This window comes from Solibacillus isronensis (assembly GCF_023715405.1).
Lineage (GTDB): Bacteria > Bacillota > Bacilli > Bacillales_A > Planococcaceae > Solibacillus > Solibacillus isronensis_B.
In genome coordinates, this window is record NZ_JAMBOC010000001.1 from 2344424 (window position 1) to 2361702 (window position 17279).

Here is a 17279-nt window from a genome sequence, read left to right on the forward strand (position 1 = left end):
GTGTTCTTTTGTTTGGCTTCTGCTAATCGTGTTTTACTTTATTCACCACTTTTAGTGTGATAATCGCCGCTTCTTCTTTCGTATTCGCCACAACTGCCTCTGTATTCTCCACTTTCAAAGAAAAAATAGCCACTTTAAAATAATATTCGCCTCTTCCTGATATATTGGCCACTTTTATTTTTATTCGCCATTCATAGACGGAAAAAAAGCCATGGCAACTTTCTGCCATAGCTTTCGTCCTATAATTTACTAAGCCAATACTGCTTCTGCGACACCATTGTCGGATAATAAAATTTCTTTCAAGCGTGCTTTTGCGCGGAACAGACGAGATTTTACAGTACCGATTGATACTTTCATCAGCTCGGAAATTTCAGCTAGTGAGAATTGGTCCACATAGAAATACCATAATGTTTTTTGGTAAATGCTATCAAGTTGGCCCATTTTCTCTTGGACGATTTTTGTGATTTCTGTTTTTTCCACAAGCTCTTCTGTCGTAAAATCATTGTTGGGAACCAAATCTAAAATCGGCACGTCTAATTGTTCAGGTTGATTCATCATGTATTTACTGCGACGTACATTTTTGCGATAGCGGTCGCGGAATGTATTCATCGTAATTGTTGTAAGCCATGCTTTTACATGGTCTACTTTTGATACTGATTCTTCATAGCGTACAACTTTTACCCAAACTTCTTGCATTAAATCTTCTGCTTCGTTTTGATTGCGTGTAAGCTTTAAGCAAAGATGGTAAATGTAGCGGTTGTATTCATCATAAATAGTCGTTAATAATTCATTCATTTGAAAGTCCTCCGATAGATTTTATATGAAGTGCGCCCTTGGCATAGTTACATCGTATGTTTATGTTAAATTTCCTTATGACCTTATTGTGCCAAATTAAACTATTACACTCTATCGGATTGGCTTTCAATTACCTTACAATGCTGTAAGATTGGTTGTAATCATTTGAACGAAATAAATGTTTCTGCATTATAAAATTCTATATGATAGTAAACGCCTCTTCATTATAGTATGGTTGATTTCCATTCCGGGTCGGACGCTTTCCAGGGGCCCGAGGCCAACACGATGTTGGTCACAAAAGCGTTGCCACAGGACGTGGCGTTCTTAGCTTTTGTTCCTTGCGCTCTCACTCGGGCTAGCCCCCTAGGAGTCGCCTCCCCTCCATTCCAATCAACTATCCCTTAATATCCCCTACAACGTTTCCATTACATAAGTAAGCAATTCTTGTAATCTTTTAAAATCCTTTTCAAAACTTGGCTGGATTGTGCTGATTTGGGCGATGTTGCGTTGCTTTAAATAAGCGCTGTCACCATGCAGTAAAAAGCCGTTCAATGCACATATAGTAAGAAGTTCTGCCATTTTCGGGTGTTCCCATGTAGCAATCATCGGATAAGTTGCTGTTACTTTAAATGCCGAATTTTTAATTGTTGCCATCCGCTTTTCCAATACTTCAAAGCGCCCCGGATAAAACTTTAGTGCATCACTGACAGCTTCCACAAAATAATGCGGCAATGTGAATGGAATTTGTTTCTCTATATAATAAGGCAAATTTAAATACAACGGCGCATCACTCGAAAACGGCCGTTCCTTACAAAAGATGAAAGCAAGTCCCGCCATCGCACCGAGCGACTTCCCGCTAACTGCTGTTGCATAGTGAAGCCCCTGCATTGAAAATGGTACAGAACCAAACGAACTAATACAGTCCGCACATAACTTGATATCATATTTATCCGCCAGCTCCCGTAACTCGTCAAGCGGATTCAATATACTGTTTGACGTTTCGCCATGCACAAATACAATGTATCGATAACCGCCCATTTGTAAATATGCTTCAATTTGCGCAATATCGAATAGATTTCCCCATCCAACATCGATTTTTTCAATATGTAGACCCCACTGTTTTGCCTGGTTATAAAGGCGATGGCCGAACTCCCCATTCACCAATACTAGTCCGGCTTCATTAGGAAATTCACTTTTCATCTGGCCAAGCATCGCATCATTGGCAAGTGTCCCTGTACCAACAAGCGGTATTACGTAATTTGCCTTTGCTAGCTTACATAACTCATTTTCCATCTCATCAAGCTCTTGTTGAAATTTTACGGAGCGATGAGAAATCGTTGATGGAATGAGCGGCTTTTCCAATGCAACCGGTCCTGGGAAAAACACTATATTCTGTTCACGCAGACGCTCACGGAAAACCGCACTTTCCTGCCGTGTTAAAACCATCGGCAAATAACGTGCTTCCTCTGTTCCGACGGCTGAAGCAAATTGTCTGAACCCCATTTGTGTATACATTTTCTCTTCACGTACCGTACCGGAAATGACACATGCCGTATAACCCTCATCATAAAAATAGCGGTAGATCGCTGTTGCAAGCTTTGTAAAAACACGTCCGTTCCGGTGATCCTTTTTTACCGCGAGCAGCCGGATTTCGCATAAATGCTCGCAAACTTCTGCATCCAAATAGTTTTCTACATCCCCGATTTTACGGTCGATTGAAAATGGTCGTGTATCGCGGAATGCTACCATACCAACCATTTCCGTATTTTTATAAACTATCACATATACATTTTCTTCATGAAATTTATCGATGAGACGACGCGAAGGATTGTGCTCATGTTGAGGAATTTCCTCCACAAATGTTTCATAATTTAATGCTGCAATTGCGTCGAACTCTTCATCTGTTGCTGCAATTTTACTCCAGTACATTTGGTTTCACCCTCTCTACAATGCTTTGACGCTGTTTCCAAATAACGAGAACAAGTGCAATCGTTACGATAAACCCTGCATCCATATATACGCTCGAGACTAGTCCGTACACGATGAATCCGCCTGTCATACTAAGTGTTGCACTTTTTGTTACGAGCAGGCTCAATAAAAAGCCGGTTAAAAATACTAATATCAATAACGGCGAAAAAGCGACCATTGCTCCGATTACCGTTGCTACTCCTTTTCCGCCTTTTCCGCGATTCCAAAACGGGTACAAATGACCAAGCACTACAGCAATGACAGCAAGTGCAATCGTCAGTTCAGGAAGCTCCAGCATACGCCCTGTTTCTACTACGATCAGCCCTTTCATACCATCCCCCACTGCCACGAGGATAAAAGCCCACTTACCTAATGTGCGTCCGGCATTTCGCGCTCCAAGATTGCCGCTATTTGCATGTTGCAGATCAATTCCTTTTATTTTCCCTATAACGACCGCAAAAAGGATTGTACCGAATAAATAACTTAGCAATATATAGAACATCCTGATCACCCTTTTGGATTTATTATTTTTATCGTAGCGTATTTGAGCAGAAGTTGCACCGATTGCTTTCCATATTTATCAAAAACACAATTCAGTATTTCTTAACTTTAAATGGGTTTATAAAATAATTATTCGCGGGTACTCCATATAATCATTTAGAGAATCAATTGAAAAAAGTTTGCTTTTATATTCCCTCACGGAGCGTGCTTCCCTCTTTTTTCTAAAAATCATTTATACTAACTATTATCTATTCAAATTTGTTAGGAGTTTATATGAAGAATTTCGGAGGTTTTATCGGCTTTATTTTTATCGGATTACTATTTATAGCGATCATCGGAATCGCAATTTCCGTGGAAGTAGGAATTTTACTGCTTGTCGGAATTGAATTTGAAGGTTGGGGCAACTTAATTGGGTTCATCCTAATTTACGGGATTATAGAGTTTGGGCTTGTCATGGTATCCGATGTCCTGATTGAATTAAAAACAACTTTGCATCAACGGTTCCATAAATACTTTGCGCATCTACTCATCTCCTTCACGCTTTTAATGACAATTTCCCTCATGATGGAATCCATTTACTTGCCTTTATATGGCGGAATTGTCTTTGCCATTGCGACAGCGACAATGTATTGGGTGTTTGACGCAGGGTCAAAAAAAGGAAAGATGAGAAGCTGATTTCCAGATGTTCTATGCTATAATTATTTCTACAACCGAATCAATTACGCCTCTGCGTAATTGCGTCCAGATTTTTTGAGTTTACTCAAAAATTTCCTTTAAAAATCTGTGACATCTGCCAGAGGCTTATCTTCATTCAGCGGGCTTTTAAGATACTCGCTGAATTAAACAAACAAGCGCTCAACATTCTCCTGAAAAGGTGAGGGTTGCTGAATAAGATAAAGGGAGGCACTCAATCATATGAGTCATTTAGAAAAATTAGATGCTTACTTCACAGAAAACCGTGAACGTCATTTAGCGGAGTTAAACGAATTTTTACGCATTCCTAGTATTTCCGCTTTATCTGAGCATAAGGCAGATATGTTGTCAGCGGCAAACTGGCTGGCAGACCACTTAAAATCATTAAACATCGAAAACGTATCAGTAGATGAAACAGCTGGTCATCCGGTCGTTTATGGGGAATGGCTTCATGCTGAAGGCAAACCGACGATTCTGTTCTACGGTCATTATGATGTACAACCAGTTGATCCGTTAAACTTATGGGAAACACCTCCTTTTGAACCGGCCATCCGCGACAATAAACTGTTTGCACGTGGTTCTTCGGACGATAAAGGACAAGTGTTCATGCATTTAAAAATGATCGAAGCGTTATTTGCGACAGAAGGTACATTACCGGTAAACGTGAAATTCATTTATGAAGGTGAAGAGGAAATCGGCAGTCCGTCTCTTCCACAGTATACAGAGGACAATAAAGAAAAATTAGCTGCAGACTTGATCGTCATTTCCGATACAGGTCTATACGCAAAAGGAAAACCGGCAGTATGCTATGGCTTACGCGGACTAACAGGTGTGCAGATTGATGTGCGCGGTGCAAAAGGTGACCTGCACTCTGGCCTTTATGGCGGCGGTGTTCAAAACGCGATCCATGCACTTGCCGAAATTTTAGCATCTTTCCGTGATGAGCACGGGACAATTCAAGTGGAAGGCTTCTATGATTCAGTGCGTCCCCTATCTGAAGAAGAGCGTCAAGCTTACCGTGACCTAAACTTTGATGAAGAAGCATTAAAAGAAGAAGTCGGTGTGAAAGAATTATTCGGTGAAGCTGGCTATTCTTACTTGGAACAAACATGGGCACGTCCAACATTGGAAGTGAACGGCGTATTTGGCGGCTTCTCTGGTGAAGGCATTAAAACAGTATTACCTGCTGAAGCGGGTGCAAAAATTACATGCCGCTTGGTACCGGATCAAGACCCTGAAGAAATCGTTTCTTTACTGAAAGCGCATATTGAAAAGCATAAACCAACTGGTGTCGAAGTAACGATTTCTGAATTTGATAAAGGAAAACCTTATTTAACACCATTTGACCACCCGGCAATTCAGGCGGCAGGTCGTTCATATGAAAAAGTATACGAAGTACCTACAGCTTATACGCGCGGTGGCGGATCAATCCCGATTGTTGCAGCATTCGATGAAATTTTAGGCCTGCCTGTTGTGCTAATGGGCTTCGGTCTTTCAAGTGAAAACTTCCATGCACCAAACGAACACTTCCATCTTGAAAACTTCGACCAAGGCTTGCGAGTACTTGGCGATTACATGCATGAAGTAGCAACAATTAAATTTTAAAGATAAAAGTGCTAAAGCGCCAGTCCAACTCCTAGTGGGCAAAACGCCATGTCCCTGTGGCATGCCCATAATGACCCACATCATGTGAGCCTCTGACATTGGAGGGCCCGACGCAAAAGTAAATGCTTCACCACTTTTGCACGAGGGACCGAAATGTTGCGTGGAGTTGGCTCTTTAGCCTAGCCTTAAACAAAAAAGACTCCAATGCCCACTACAGCATTGGAGTCTTTTGTAATCCGTACGAGACCATATAAAAAATAGGGGGGTTTTATATGTTGTCGAAGTCATGTACGAGATTTATGAGTAACATAGCATATCAATGAGTGAGCAAGTCTGCCTACCATGCAACCCGCTCTACTTGATAAACCAATAATAACATGTCCCCTTCCATCAAAAAACACGAGGGTTCTCATTGTCATATTATGCTCACATTTTCTGTTCACAATTTCTCAACAAGCGGATAGAAAATAATAATATTTTGATATTACTTAGTTGATTTTTGATGAAATTTTATAATTTAAAAGAGAAATTCATTATATATAAGTACTTTTCACTAAAAAAAAAGGAACAAACCTATGCATGCGCTCAGCCTCTATAAACAAAAAACCCATCCATTTTCCCTCTAAGAAAATGAATGAGTTTTTAATTCTACAACTTTAAAGCGCATTTAAAATCATGCCAACTGTTGCATAAATAAAGACTGTCCCAAATACAGCCATCATATGGAAGAGCGAATAGCCGAACATAATATTCGCCCATTTCTTCTCACCTTGTTTTTTTGATGCCGCAATACTCATGCAGAGCCAAATGACACCAAGGACAAGAGAAACGATTGTTAAACCTAAGCTAAGCGGTAAAAATAAAAAGCTCGATAAAATTAGGAGCACGAGATAAATATTCGACTGAATATATGTGCGTTGCTCCCCTTTTGCTACAGGTAGCATCGGGATATTCGCCGCGGCGTAGTCTTCTTTTTTACGAATGGCGATGGCATAAAAATGCGGCATTTGCCAAATGACCATAATTAGAAACAGTGCCCATGCAGCCGGATGCCAAAGATCCGGAGCGACGGCTGCCCATCCAATAAGTGGGGGCATAGCGCCTGAAATACTACCAACTTCTGTATTCCAGATCGTACGGCGTTTTGTCCACATTGTATAAGGGACAACATAGAAAAATACACCTAAAAACCCTAACAAAGCAGCTAACGGTGATGCTAAATAAAGCGCCGTACATCCTAGTATTAATAAAATCGTCGCAACAATTAGCACTAACTTCGCAGAAAGTTCTCCAGTAACGGTTGGACGTGTTTTTGTACGGGGCATAATTTGATCAATGTCCCGGTCATATACGTTGTTATATGCACCTGCAGCAGCTATGACGGCCGCAGAACCAATAATTGCATAAATAATAGCGGGAATATGATCAATAAAATTTAATTCATACGTATACAGGGCGAGCATTAATGCCGCGATCATCGGAATTAAGTTAGATTTTATAATGCCGGTCTTCACTGCTTGCGCCCACAACTGTCGATTCGATTGCGTTTGCATGTTCTTAATCCTACTTCCTAATTAATCACTTTCTCTAGTATAACCTAATCAGGACGTAAAGGGTTAGCATCCAGGCTTTTTTTCTCATTTTCCCATTTAAAATGTCGTGATAATCCTGTCACAATTAATGATTGGATTGCTGGGCAGACAATTAACGAAACGGCTTATCATTCATTATTGTACAGACTCTTCCCGCTCTCGGTAAACCCACTTAATAATAGGTAGTACACATAAGAATATAAACAGCAAACGAAACAGCTGGAAAACCGTTACAACGGAAATATCCGCCTTAACCGCAGCCGCTAAAAGCCCCATTTGATCGAGTCCACCAGGTGCTGTACTTAAAAAGCTTGTCGCAAAACTTAAATCTAAAAACCGGGCGATGAGCAAGCTTGTGCCGTATGTGAGAATAATCATCGCAACCGTACTGGCAATCCCACCGATCAAAACATTCAATGGAAGACGCAATGTTTCCGGCTTTAATAACAGCCCGATATAGGCACCGATTAAAATTTGCGCAATATGAAGAACATCACTTGGCATTGTCGGCGCTTCAATTCCAAAGAATTTTAATCCGATAACAATGATGATTGGCGTTAAAAAGTGCGCGACAGGCAGCTTTAATTTTCTGCCAAGCGGAACGGCAACAGCAGCGAGCAAAATGACCAAGATCACTTGCCAAACATCCCATGTTAACGGAATACTCGCCCCCCCAACAACGTGACCAGATACTAAAAACGGAATGAGCAGCACGACCCCCAACACACGCACAATATGAAAATAAGTGACTGCTGTTAAATGGACGTCCCCTTCTTCTTCTGCAAACAATACAAGCTGAGATAATCCACCTGGCACATTGGCAGCGACGGCTGTTTTAAATGTAAGACCCGTTGATCGGGCAATAATCCATGCAATACCTAAACAAAACGCAAACAATAGAACATTGACGATGACCATAAAGAACAGCAATGATTTGAAATCGGAAAATAGCGAGAAATCAAATTGCTGTCCAATCGCGACACCGACGATTATAAGTCCAGTATTACGCAAAACTGCTGGCCATCTCAGCCTATCTTTTATGAAAAACTGGGCAACCAGTACCGAAAAAATAGGACCGATCAGCCATGGAATCGGCAGTGAAAGCGCGGAGAATAGAAGTGCCCCAATAAGTGCAATGACGAATACAAGAAGCATAACTTCTCCCCTTTTCTTTGATGAATACGTTCATTTTAACTCAAATTATTTCGTAATGCGAACAACTTTTTAAACTGGTAATACACCCCTTATAAAGCTACTAATTAAATAGAAAATATAATATATAAAAATTTTTTATAAATGTTCATGAATTTTTATACATATAGTTCCACTATATATTTTTGTTATATAATAACCATTCATTATAATAATATAAGGTTTAATCCACTTTTTCCATCACCTCACCCACCTAAAACCACTGTATCAGTACACAAACAATTTCACCAAAAATGATTTTTTCATGCGATTTCATTTTACAAGTATAACGACATAACTAAGTATGTAAGCATTTTCATTTGCTATTTTACTTACTTAGTTGCATAATTAAGACATAAAGTTACTATAACTTTAAAACAATAATAGAGGTGTTAATAGATGATCTATGCAAACCCTAATACTGCTGGTGCAGTAGTTAACTTTAAAGAAAAATACGATAACTTTATCGGTGGCGAATGGGTAGCTCCTGTAAAAGGACAATACCTAGATGTAAAATCACCTGTAACTGGTAAAGTATTTACATCAGTTGCACGTTCAACTGAAGAAGATATTGAATTAGCATTAGACGCAGCACATGCAGCTAAAGGTGCCTGGGCACAAACTTCTGTTGCATACCGCGCGAATATTTTAAATAAAATTGCAGACCGCATTGAAGAAAATTTAGAAAAAATCGCTGTTGCTGAAACATGGGACAACGGTAAGGCAGTACGTGAAACATTAAACGCTGATATTCCTTTAGTAGTGGATCATTTCCGTTACTTTGCTGGTGCGATTCGTGCACAACAAGGCGGAATTTCTGAAATCGACAACGATACAGTAGCATACCACTTCCACGAGCCAATCGGGGTTGTCGGTCAAATTATTCCTTGGAACTTCCCATTATTAATGGCTTCTTGGAAAATTGCTCCGGCATTAGCTGCTGGTAACGTAATCGTAATGAAGCCTGCTGAACAAACACCAGCTTCAATCATGGTATTAATCGAATTAATTCAAGACTTATTACCAAAAGGCGTATTCAACGTTGTTAATGGTTTAGGTATCGAAGTTGGTAAACCACTTGCTACGAATCCACGTATCAACAAAGTGGCGTTCACTGGTTCTACTGGTGTAGGTCGTTTAATTATGCAATATGCTACAGAGAATATTATCCCTGTAACATTAGAGCTTGGCGGTAAATCACCAAACGTCTTCTTCCCAGACGTAATGGATCATGACGATGAGTATTTAGATAAAGCTATCGAAGGTTTAGTAATGTTCGCATTAAACTCAGGCGAAATTTGTACATGTCCTTCACGTGCATTAGTTCACGAATCTATCTATGACAAATTCATGGAACGTGTATTAGAGCGCGTTAAAGCAATCAAAATCGGTAACCCGTTAGATACAGAAGTAATGATGGGTGCTCAAGCTTCAAATGAGCAATTACAAAAAATCTTATCTTACATCGAAATCGGTAAAGAAGAAGGCGCTGAGCTACTTATCGGCGGCTACCAAAACCAATTAGATGCTGACCAAGAAGGCGGCTACTATGTGGCACCAACAGTATTCAAAGGTCACAACAAAATGCGTATCTTCCAAGAAGAGATCTTTGGTCCAGTTCTTTCTGTAACAACTTTCTCTACTTTCGAAGAAGCTATGGAAATCGCTAACGACACTGAATTCGGTCTAGGTGCTGGTGTATGGTCACGTAACATGGATACAGCTTACCGCGCTGTACGTGGTATCCAAGCTGGTCGTGTTTGGACAAACACTTACCACCAATACCCTGCTCACGCTGCATTCGGCGGATATAAAAAATCAGGTATCGGTCGCGAAAACCACTTAATGATGTTAGATCACTACCAACAAACAAAATGTATGTTAGTAAGCTATAACAAAAACGCTCAAGGTTTCTTCTAAGCCGAAACAAGAAGCGAACTATTAGAGGATGTGCTTTTACAGTACATCCTCTTTTTTTAGGAGGATGCTTTATGGAAAAGTTAATCGCGACTGAAAAAGCGATTGAGGTTATCGAGCTGTTGAAGGCAAAGCATGGAAACTTGGTGTTTGAGCAGTCTTCCGGTTGCTGTGATGGTACGGTGCCAATGTGTTTTACAAAGGACGGGCACTATATTAGCAGCCAGCTTGTACTTCTCGGGGAAATTGCGGATGTTCCGTATTATTTTGATAAGCATCAGTCGGAGTATTTAAAGCATATGCAAGTTCTTGTTGATGTAATGGAAGGTCAGGGCGCATCTTTTTCATTGGAGAGCGCGGAAGGCTTTGCTTTTTTGATGAAATCAAAGGTTATGAAATAATGCAAAACGCCATCCAGCAGCTTAAAAGCTTCTGAATGGCGCTTTTTATTATGATAAAACTGGGGGATAAATTGGGATAGACAATGTCACCAATGCCACACTTAATAATAATAACGATAATTTAACGTTTTTCTTCATATTCCTCGTCTCCTTTATAATTAAATGAATTGGATTGCTTTTTCAAATTTCTTTTCTTGCCTGTAATACTCGCCCAGTAAATAAGAAAACTGCTGGTGCATTTCTTTAAACTCTTCACTGTTTGCTGTAAACGGAATTAACCTCCCCTCCAAAAATTCCATTGCTTTCTTTTCTTGTCCACCTAGCAAATATAAATAAAAAGAAGCAAATAAATTAAAACTTAGTTTTCTCTTACTTTTTGCTTCTTCCTTTAACATAGTAAAGGTTTTGAAACTTTCTACTTTTTGATCAAGGCGAAATTGCGTCATGCCCAAATTATATAAACAAAATAGATAGTTATCGCTGTTATTTTCCATTAACGAAGCACTTTGCTCAAAATAAACGAGGGCTCTTTCATATTCGCCTCTCATTTGATATAAATCCCCAAGGTTATGATATATAGCAGGCAATAACTGCTGTTGCTGCATCAGTTCCACATTTCTCAAGAGATGATCATAAATTTCGATTGCTTCATGGAATACTTTCCCCTGCGCGTAATAAAGAGCGAGCGACATGGAAGTATAAATAATCCGCTTAAAATTAAACTGATCCTTATAATAATGCAGTGCTTTTCTCCCATAAAGAATCGCCTGGCTCGGTTCATCCAGCCGGCCTTTTATTAACGAAAAGTGATAGTAAAACTCCCCTTCCAGTGATCCAAGTTCCGAGCTTGTCTTAAGTATATTAGTTAGTTCTACAGCTGCTTCTGCATACTTACCCCTTGTTATTAAAACTAATGCATAATAGTAAGAATGTAAATATCTCTCATGTTGGGAAAAATTCTGACGGTGGGCATTTAGCCACTTCAACTGATGTTCCGCCATTTTGTAATCGTTAATAAACACGTAGTAACGTAATTTATAAAGTTCATATAAATAAACTGATTCTGTAAAACCAATGATCTCTTCATAATCTTTTAATAGCCCCATTGTCGCAATAGCTTTTTCATTTTCTAGGTAATTGATCTGTTTTTGTAAGTCTTTCAATAACTTTATGATATGGTGTTCGCTATTTTCTACATCACGGCTATTAATATTTAAACGTTCCAAGAGTAGTCGAATTGTCTCGCAGTTTGCTTCTTTATTGTTATTCTCAATTTTACTTAAATGTGGAATCGAGCAAATTCCCGCTGCTACCTCATTTTGAGTCATTCCAAGCTTTGTACGGTAGTACTTTATTAAAGAACCTATTTTCATTCAAATACCACACCCCTTTTAAAGTTAGTTTGTTAGTTTATCTAGTATACTTAATATTTTCCCAATAATCAAAAAACTATTAATGTGATAAATTCAATATGTAATCTAAATATATTTTGAAAAGGGGTCAGGAAAAATGAAAAAAGTGAAGAGTACGTTATTTAGTCTTTTGATTGCAGGGTCATTGATGAGTCCAGCACATGCGGCAACTTTGGGTAGCGAAGACGATTCGGCAAACAATGTCGGCCAAGAAAAGTTCCGTGTGTACATTGAAGCAAACAACCAGTCTGCAAAACAATCAGCAAAGGCACAATATTCTGCTCGTTGGGAATTAACAGAGAACGGATTTTCAACGGAAATGAATGAAAAGCAATTTCAGGCATTACAAAAGAATAAAAATTTCACAGTCACAAAAGTTCCTGTCGTTTCTTTAGATCCGATCAACTTGGAGTTGGGCGAGGATTATACAGTAGAAGATAGAACGCCGGATGCATCAGCTTACGCAAGAGCTTCCCAGCAAGTACCATGGGGAATTAAAGCGATTTATAATAATAGTTCTTTAACATCTACATCTGGAGGAAGCGGCGTAAATATCGCCGTACTTGATACGGGAGTGAACACGTCCCACCCTGACCTAGCCAACAATGTGGAGCAATGTAAAGACTTTACGACTGCAACTACTGTTGTAAACAATAGCTGTACTGACAGAAACGGCCACGGTACGCATGTTGCCGGTTCAGCATTGGCTGATGGTGGAAGCGACCAAGGTGGCGTCTACGGTGTTGCTCCAGATGCAGATCTTTGGGCATACAAAGTGTTAACAGACAGCGGTTCTGGTTACTCGGATGATATTGCTGCTGCGATTCGCCATGCGGCTGATCAAGCAACATCTACTCGTACAAAAACAGTTATTAACATGTCATTAGGTTCTTCAGCGAACAACAGCCTAATTTCAAGTGCTGTCAACTATGCATACAGCAAAGGCGTACTTGTAGTAGCAGCTGCTGGTAACTCAGGCTATGCACAAGGAACAATCGGCTATCCGGGTGCATTACCGAACGCCATTGCAGTAGCTGCATTGGAAAATGTACAGCAAAACGGCACTTACCGTGTAGCTGACTACTCTTCACGCGGTTATGCTTCAACGGATGGCGATTATGTCATTCAACAAGGTGATATTGAAATTTCAGCTCCTGGTTCAGCCATTTATTCTACATGGTATAACGGCGGCTACAATACAATTAGCGGAACATCGATGGCTACACCTCACGTATCAGGTTTAGCAGCAAAAATCTGGGCGCAAAACCCGTCTTGGTCACACACGCAACTGCGTTCTAACTTACAAACACGCGCAAAAGCTGTAGATATTAAAGGCGGTTACGGTACCGCTACAGGCGATGACTACGCTTCAGGATTCGGGTTTGCCCGCGTTCAGTAATAAAGGATGTAATAAAAAACGAAACACCGGACGTACTGCTGGTGTTTCGTTTTTTCATTTATTTTTTCCTCCCCCTTTCCTTAACGGTAAAACTTTTTAAGGTTGGTCGCAGTGTTCTAATATGTTCGAGAATGTTCTAATATAAATCTGATCGCATTACAGTTTTGCGAATTCGACCGCATACAAGACTAAAAAATAGATGAAACCGGCGCAACTTCTAATATCCTTCTGATTTCTTCTAATATCCCCTACAACTTTTCTAATATCCCGCAACATTGTTCTAATAAAAACGCCCAATAAAAAAACAGCTTAAGTAAATATCACTTAAGCTGCTTCACGTATATTATAATTCACAAGCCCAGCCATCTTTATCGCCGTCTCTTGCTGTTGCGTAAGCGGGATGCGATGAGCTGACACCTTTCGGATAATAAACCCGCATTTCTGTACAGTTTTTAAATGCAGTCGGTGCTCCTGGAATAACATACGTTCCAGAATTCACATCACCTTTTGGTTTTTCAGGTGTCGTATTCGGCAAGATGAACTCTTTCGCACTGATCGAGTAGGATTGACCGTTCGTTGTCACAACAATTGTTCCATCCTGTGCAGTTGCGTAAGCTTTCGTACCAACCGTTTTAATGTTTGAAAGCACTTCTTTATGCGGATGGCCATAGCTGTTGCCTTCTTCATAACTTAAAATAACCGCTTTCGGATTTACTTTTTGTAAAAATCCAAGCGAACTACTTGAACTTGAACCGTGATGACCCGCTTTTAAAATCGTTGCGGAAACATCATATTTCTTCGCAATTTGCTCTTCGATTCCTGCATCCGCATCGCCCATCAATAAGAAGGACATATTTTGATACGTCAGCTTTAAGACGATCGAAGCATCATTCATATCACTTGCTTGTGCATTGACAGCTAAAACTTGAGTCTTCATATTTGAATCCAATGAAATCAAGTCTCCCGCTTTCGGCTCTGTATAAGGAATTTTTTTATCGGCTACCATCTGCAGTAAGTTTTCATACGTTGCCGTTGTATGGACTTTTCCGCTGTTAATAAATTCACCAACCGTAAAGCTTTCCAGTACTGCAGCCAATCCACCAATATGATCGGCATCCGGATGTGTTGCAACTACGTAATCAAGTTTCGTTACATTTTTAGATTTCAAATAAGCAACAACCGTATTCCCATACTCTTTCGTCCCTGCATCAATAAGCATTGTTTTGCCATTTGGTGCTTGTACGAAAATCGAGTCCCCTTGTCCAACATCTAAAAAATGTACGTTCAATTTAGAAGATGATGATCCTAAGCTCTCCTGATATTTCACCGCACGTGCTAAAAACGCAGAAATATGAGCACGAGTTAAATTATTCGCAGGCTTAAATGTACCGTCTTCATAACCAGTTGTAATTTTTGCTGCAGCTAATTGACTTACCGCTTCATATGCCGTATGCCCTTTTTTTACATCTTTAAATGTTTTCGTACCCTTCGGTAAATCAAATGCACGTGCAATAAATGCCGCCATATGACCACGTGTCACTTTTGTTGTCGGCTTAAACGTGCCATCCGTATAGCCGTTAATGATACCGGCTTCTACAGCTGATTGAATATATCCGCTGTTTTTATGTGACTTCGGAACATCTTTAAATTTTGTCGCTCGTTGTGTCCCATCAAGACCAACAGCTTTTGCAACCATGACAGCCACTTCTTCGCGCGTCACAATATCTTTTACACCGTACGTCTTTTTGTCGGCACTAATAATCCCTTTATTCAATAAATAAGCTATATCCTGATAATTACTATGTTTTGGCGGTACGTCGGTAAACACTTGTTCTGCACTCGTCGTTGTAGTATGTAACATTGTGGATATAGCTAGAAGAAACACTAATAATAAACTAAATACTTTTTTCATTTTCTAACCTCCCTTATACATTATAGGTTTTTTAATAAAGAAAGGAAGTTATTTTCGAATAGTATCTAATAAATCTTTTTGGTAGTAATGGATTGATCATCCATTCATGATTACTCAAAATTAGAAGTGGGATTTGTCTTTTTCTAAACAACCTAATATTGATAATTCCTAGTTCGAGGATTTATATTGGAAATTAAAATTTAAATTCCTTTACAAACAAAAAAGCATGTAGCCTCTGCTACATGCTTAGAAATGACCCGTACGGGATTCGAACCCGTGTTACCGCCGTGAAAGGGCGGTGTCTTAACCACTTGACCAACGGGCCATGGCTCCGAAGGCAGGACTCGAACCTGCGACCTGCCGGTTAACAGCCGGATGCTCTACCAACTGAGCTACTTCGGAATAATTGTATTTGGTGGGCCTAAATGGACTCGAACCATCGACCTCACGCTTATCAGGCGTGCGCTCTAACCAGCTGAGCTATAGGCCCTATTTAAAAACTGGAGCGGGTGATCGGAATCGAACCGACAACATCAGCTTGGAAGGCTGAGGTTTTACCACTAAACTACACCCGCATATGGTGGGTTTGGACGGAATCGAACCGCCGACACTTAGAGCTTCAATCTAATGCTCTACCAACTGAGCTACAAACCCACAAATGGCGGTCCCGACCGGGATCGAACCGGCGATCTCCTGCGTGACAGGCAGGCATGTTAACCGCTACACCACGGGACCATTTGGTTGCGGGGGCAGGACTTGAACCTGCGACCTTCGGGTTATGAGCCCGACGAGCTACCACTGCTCCACCCCGCGACAATATTATGTTTAAACTTGTTTCATTACTCAGTTTGTAAAAATGGAGGAGGTAGAGGGATTCGAACCCCCGCGCGGTGTTACCCGCCTGTCGGTTTTCAAGACCGATCCCTTCAGCCAGACTTGGGTATACCTCCAAAAGTATAAAATGGCTACCGAGGGAGTCGAACCCACGACCTTTCGGGTATGAACCGAATGCTCTAGCCAGCTGAGCTAGGTAGCCATGATGATAAGTTTATCTCTACTTGTAAAGCGTGTAAGCTTTATCCAGTTGAGTTATATGGCGCGCCCGGCAGGAGTCGAACCCACAACCTTCTGATCCGTAGTCAGACGCTCTATCCAATTGAGCTACGGGCGCATATTGTTTATTTAAAAGATGGTGCCGAGGGCCGGAATCGAACCGGCACGGTGATCACTCACCGCAGGATTTTAAGTCCTGTGCGTCTGCCAGTTCCGCCACCCCGGCATTTTTTGGAGCGGAAGACGAGGTTCGAACTCGCGACCCCCACCTTGGCAAGGTGGTGTTCTACCACTGAACTACTTCCGCAAAATGCATTAGAGAATTTTTATTCTGACAGTATATAAAATGATTATAAAACTGGTGAGCCATGAAGGACTCGAACCTTCGACCCTCTGATTAAAAGTCAGATGCTCTACCAACTGAGCTAATGGCTCTTGATTAAAATGGTGGAGGATGACGGGCTCGAACCGCCGACCCCCTGCTTGTAAGGCAGGTGCTCTCCCAGCTGAGCTAATCCTCCCAAAAAAAATAAGCGAAGCGACGTCCTACTCTCGCAGGGGGAAGCCCCCAACTACCATCGGCGCTAAAGAGCTTAACTTCCGTGTTCGGTATGGGAACGGGTGTGACCTCTTTGCCATCATCACTTCACTTAATTATTTAGTTAAAAGAAATTTCATTCTTTCAAAACTGGATAAACGTTTCATTGAATTGTGCAATAAAATGTGGTTAAGTCCTCGACCGATTAGTATTCGTCAGCTGCATGCGTCACCGCACTTCCACCTCGAACCTATCTACCTGATCGTCTTTCAGGGGTCTTACTTACTTGCGTAATGGGAAAT

Annotated in this window: 13 protein-coding genes, 14 tRNA genes and 2 rRNA genes; 5 read left to right on the forward strand and 24 right to left on the reverse strand. The window is 40.6% G+C overall.

Features of this window, described 5'->3' with window-relative positions:
• Positions 1-22: 22 nt before the first annotated feature.
• The 4 genes from M3166_RS11645 to M3166_RS11660 all read right to left on the reverse strand — a co-directional run bounded on the left by M3166_RS11645 (position 23) and on the right by M3166_RS11660 (position 3265).
• On the reverse strand, positions 23-229 hold the full coding sequence (locus M3166_RS11645) for a hypothetical protein (protein ID WP_251689970.1): 207 nt from the start codon (positions 227-229) through the stop codon (positions 23-25).
• Positions 230-249: 20 nt separating this feature from the next.
• Positions 250-795, reverse strand: a complete 546-nt coding sequence (locus tag M3166_RS11650; RefSeq protein ID WP_251689971.1) for an RNA polymerase sigma factor — start codon at positions 793-795, stop codon at positions 250-252.
• Between the two features lie 411 nt (positions 796-1206).
• Positions 1207-2724 (reverse strand): aminotransferase class V-fold PLP-dependent enzyme, encoded by a 1518-nt coding sequence (locus M3166_RS11655; RefSeq protein WP_251689972.1) that lies wholly within the window; start codon positions 2722-2724, stop codon positions 1207-1209.
• Entirely contained in the window at positions 2711-3265 is a 555-nt protein-coding gene (locus M3166_RS11660) for a glycerol-3-phosphate acyltransferase (RefSeq protein ID WP_251689973.1), read from the reverse strand. The genes M3166_RS11655 and M3166_RS11660 overlap by 14 nt, the downstream gene beginning before the upstream one ends.
• Before the next feature lie 272 nt (positions 3266-3537).
• Here M3166_RS11660 and M3166_RS11665 point away from each other — a divergent pair, with 272 nt between their 5' ends.
• Positions 3538-3939: a histidine kinase gene (locus M3166_RS11665; RefSeq protein WP_251689974.1), complete on the forward strand. Its 402-nt coding sequence runs from the start codon at positions 3538-3540 to the stop codon at positions 3937-3939.
• A gap of 240 nt (positions 3940-4179) precedes the next feature.
• On the forward strand, positions 4180-5562 hold the full coding sequence (locus tag M3166_RS11670; RefSeq protein ID WP_251689975.1) for a dipeptidase: 1383 nt from the start codon (positions 4180-4182) through the stop codon (positions 5560-5562).
• Positions 5563-6218: 656 nt separating this feature from the next.
• Here M3166_RS11670 and cyoE read toward each other — a convergent pair.
• Entirely contained in the window at positions 6219-7115 is an 897-nt protein-coding gene (gene cyoE, locus M3166_RS11675) for a heme o synthase (protein WP_251689976.1), read from the reverse strand.
• A 174-nt stretch (positions 7116-7289) separates the two neighbouring features.
• Positions 7290-8309, reverse strand: coding sequence for an AbrB family transcriptional regulator (locus M3166_RS11680; RefSeq protein ID WP_251689977.1), 1020 nt, complete (start codon positions 8307-8309; stop codon positions 7290-7292).
• 435 nt (positions 8310-8744) lie between these two features.
• On the opposite strand from M3166_RS11680, the gene exaC reads away from it, so the two are divergent.
• Positions 8745-10265, forward strand: coding sequence for an acetaldehyde dehydrogenase ExaC (gene exaC, locus M3166_RS11685; protein ID WP_014824816.1), 1521 nt, complete (start codon positions 8745-8747; stop codon positions 10263-10265).
• A 71-nt stretch (positions 10266-10336) separates the two neighbouring features.
• Positions 10337-10663, forward strand: a complete 327-nt coding sequence (locus tag M3166_RS11690; protein WP_251689978.1) for a DUF779 domain-containing protein — start codon at positions 10337-10339, stop codon at positions 10661-10663.
• A 158-nt stretch (positions 10664-10821) separates the two neighbouring features.
• On the opposite strand, the gene M3166_RS11695 is transcribed toward M3166_RS11690, so the two are convergent.
• Positions 10822-12036: a helix-turn-helix domain-containing protein gene (locus M3166_RS11695; protein ID WP_008404706.1), complete on the reverse strand. Its 1215-nt coding sequence runs from the start codon at positions 12034-12036 to the stop codon at positions 10822-10824.
• Between the two features lie 136 nt (positions 12037-12172).
• Here M3166_RS11695 and M3166_RS11700 point away from each other — a divergent pair, with 136 nt between their 5' ends.
• Positions 12173-13474, forward strand: coding sequence for a S8 family peptidase (locus M3166_RS11700; protein ID WP_251689979.1), 1302 nt, complete (start codon positions 12173-12175; stop codon positions 13472-13474).
• Between the two features lie 343 nt (positions 13475-13817).
• Here M3166_RS11700 and M3166_RS19400 read toward each other — a convergent pair whose 3' ends face one another.
• The 17 genes from M3166_RS19400 to M3166_RS11790 all read right to left on the reverse strand — a co-directional run.
• Positions 13818-15386, reverse strand: coding sequence for an S-layer homology domain-containing protein (locus M3166_RS19400; protein WP_285848823.1), 1569 nt, complete (start codon positions 15384-15386; stop codon positions 13818-13820).
• Positions 15387-15639: 253 nt separating this feature from the next.
• Positions 15640-15711 (reverse strand) — tRNA-Glu (locus tag M3166_RS11715).
• 1 nt (position 15712) lies between these two features.
• Positions 15713-15788 (reverse strand) — tRNA-Asn (locus M3166_RS11720).
• Positions 15789-15799: 11 nt separating this feature from the next.
• A tRNA-Ile gene (locus M3166_RS11725) sits at positions 15800-15876 on the reverse strand.
• Positions 15877-15887: 11 nt separating this feature from the next.
• Positions 15888-15961, reverse strand: a tRNA-Gly gene (locus M3166_RS11730).
• Positions 15962-15964: 3 nt separating this feature from the next.
• Positions 15965-16040, reverse strand: a tRNA-Phe gene (locus M3166_RS11735).
• A gap of 5 nt (positions 16041-16045) precedes the next feature.
• Positions 16046-16121 (reverse strand) — tRNA-Asp (locus tag M3166_RS11740).
• Between the two features lie 3 nt (positions 16122-16124).
• A tRNA-Met gene (locus M3166_RS11745) sits at positions 16125-16199 on the reverse strand.
• Between the two features lie 44 nt (positions 16200-16243).
• Positions 16244-16336: transfer RNA gene (locus M3166_RS11750), tRNA-Ser, on the reverse strand.
• A gap of 12 nt (positions 16337-16348) precedes the next feature.
• A tRNA-Met gene (locus M3166_RS11755) sits at positions 16349-16422 on the reverse strand.
• Positions 16423-16480: 58 nt separating this feature from the next.
• Positions 16481-16557, reverse strand: a tRNA-Arg gene (locus M3166_RS11760).
• Positions 16558-16576: 19 nt separating this feature from the next.
• A tRNA-Leu gene (locus tag M3166_RS11765) sits at positions 16577-16665 on the reverse strand.
• A gap of 6 nt (positions 16666-16671) precedes the next feature.
• Positions 16672-16746, reverse strand: a tRNA-Gly gene (locus M3166_RS11770).
• A gap of 52 nt (positions 16747-16798) precedes the next feature.
• Positions 16799-16874, reverse strand: a tRNA-Lys gene (locus M3166_RS11775).
• 10 nt (positions 16875-16884) lie between these two features.
• Positions 16885-16960: transfer RNA gene (locus tag M3166_RS11780), tRNA-Val, on the reverse strand.
• Positions 16961-16972: 12 nt separating this feature from the next.
• Positions 16973-17088 (reverse strand): 5S ribosomal RNA (rrf, locus tag M3166_RS11785).
• Positions 17089-17162: 74 nt separating this feature from the next.
• A 23S ribosomal RNA gene (locus M3166_RS11790) occupies positions 17163-17279 on the reverse strand; the annotation flags it as partial.